The 1,505-nt window shown below is 65.2% G+C and carries 4 protein-coding genes; all 4 read right to left on the bottom strand.

The window, feature by feature from the left end; genetic code table 11:
• Positions 1 to 653 (bottom strand): tRNA pseudouridine(38-40) synthase TruA (gene truA, locus WEA77_RS00245; protein WP_368065867.1); only part of this gene is annotated, 653 nt, incomplete at its 3' end.
• 31 nt (positions 654 to 684) lie between these two features.
• The gene (locus tag WEA77_RS00240; RefSeq protein WP_368065866.1) at positions 685 to 957 is read right to left on the bottom strand and encodes a SemiSWEET family sugar transporter; all 273 of its coding nucleotides are present in this window, start codon (positions 955 to 957) and stop codon (positions 685 to 687) included.
• 12 nt (positions 958 to 969) lie between these two features.
• A complete protein-coding gene (locus tag WEA77_RS00235; protein ID WP_368065865.1) occupies positions 970 to 1,230 on the bottom strand; it encodes a GNAT family N-acetyltransferase in 261 nt (86 codons plus the stop codon).
• Positions 1,231 to 1,281: 51 nt separating this feature from the next.
• Positions 1,282 to 1,476 carry a hypothetical protein gene (locus WEA77_RS00230; protein WP_368065864.1) on the bottom strand — a complete coding sequence of 65 codons (195 nt, stop codon included), beginning with the start codon at positions 1,474 to 1,476 and terminating at the stop codon, positions 1,282 to 1,284.
• Between the last annotated feature and the right edge of the window lie 29 nt (positions 1,477 to 1,505).

Genomic DNA, 1,505 nt, shown 5'->3' with positions numbered 1-1,505 from the left:
TCGCGGATCCATTCCGGCTCCTGGAAACCGCGCCCGACCTCGACAAGGCTGCCCACCATCGACCGCACCTGCCGGTGAAGGAAGCTCTGCGCGCTGCAGGTGATCTCGACCCGGTCGCCGAAGCGCGCCACGTCCAGCCGGTCCAGCGTCTTCACGGGACTTGCCGCCTGGCAGGCCGTGTCTCGGAAGGTGGTGAAGTCATGGTTGCCGAGCAGCAGCTGCGCCGCCGCGTGCATTGCGGCAGCGTCGAGCTTCGCTGCGACACGCCAGGCAAGGCCGCGCTCAAGCGTGAGATCGGCGCGCCGGTTGAGGATGACATAGCGGTAGCGGCGCGCCGCGGCGGAGAAGCGGGCGTGGAAATCATCCGCCGCGCGCTCGGCCTTCAACACGGCGATGGGGTGCGGACGCAGATGGAAGTTCATCGCATCGGCGACTTTGTCGGGGCGGTCCTGCGCGAGGTCCATGTGCGCCACCTGCCCCGTTGCATGCACGCCCGCATCCGTTCGCCCGGCGCCGATCACATCGACCGGCGCTCCGTCCAGCTTCGCGGCGGCTTCCTCCAGCGCGGCCTGAACCGTCGGTATTGCCGGCAGCTTCATCCAGCCCTGGTAAGGGCCGCCATGGTATTCGAGCAGGAGTTTGTAGCGTGGCATAAAAAGGCGCTGCCAGCCCGGGACAGTTTGGTCAACCGCGCTTGCCGGCGCCGCGCAGCTTCAGCCAGATGATGGATGCGCACATCAGGAGCGAAACACCATTCCGGAAAATGATGCTCGGGGCGACTTCCAGCCAACCATACAAGCCCCACAAGATGCCGCCGGTCGCGGCAAAGAGATACGTAACAAGCGACACGCCCCGCGCCTGCCGGGTCTGGATGATCTTCAGCGCCTGCGGCGCGGCGGCGAACGTGCCGAAAAACCCGGCAACGAGACCAAGAAGTTCGATGGGCGTGATCTGCATGAAGATGGCCTTTCAGCCTGAGACTGCCCTGGGATAGGTGAGCGTGCCGGTGGCCGGGCCGCCTTCGGCGAGGCGGATGGCCATGAAATGCGGGCCAGACCAGGGGGCCGCGAAAGGCCGCGCGGTTTCTGCCGCGAAACCGAAGCGCGGATAGTAGTCCGCATGTCCCAGCACGAAGACAAACGCTTCGCCGAGCGTGTCGAGTTCTTCGAGCCCTGTGCGCACGAGGTAGCTGCCGATGCCGGATTTCTGCAAGCCGGGCTTTGCGCTCATCGGCCCGAGACCGGCAGCAACCGGCTGGCCGTCGATCAGGATACGGAAGAATTAGATATGACCGACGATGTATCCATCGTCATCCTCCGCCACGAGCGACCGGAGGCTGTCGCCATCCGCGTGCAGCTGGCGGATGAGCCGGCTTTCATCTTTCGAGTTGAAGGCAAGACCAAAGGCTTCGTCGCTGAGTGCGGCGACGGCGTCCATGTCCACCGGTGTGGCGGCGCGGGTGAAGAAGCCAGTCATGCGCGAGACCTCAGGGCGGGTCTATCAGG

This window comes from Hyphomonas sp. (genome assembly GCF_040882205.1).
Taxonomy (GTDB): Bacteria; Pseudomonadota; Alphaproteobacteria; order Caulobacterales; family Hyphomonadaceae; genus Hyphomonas.
The sequence above is the reverse complement of the archived record's forward strand: the minus strand, read 5'-3'. Positions and strand labels throughout refer to the sequence as shown.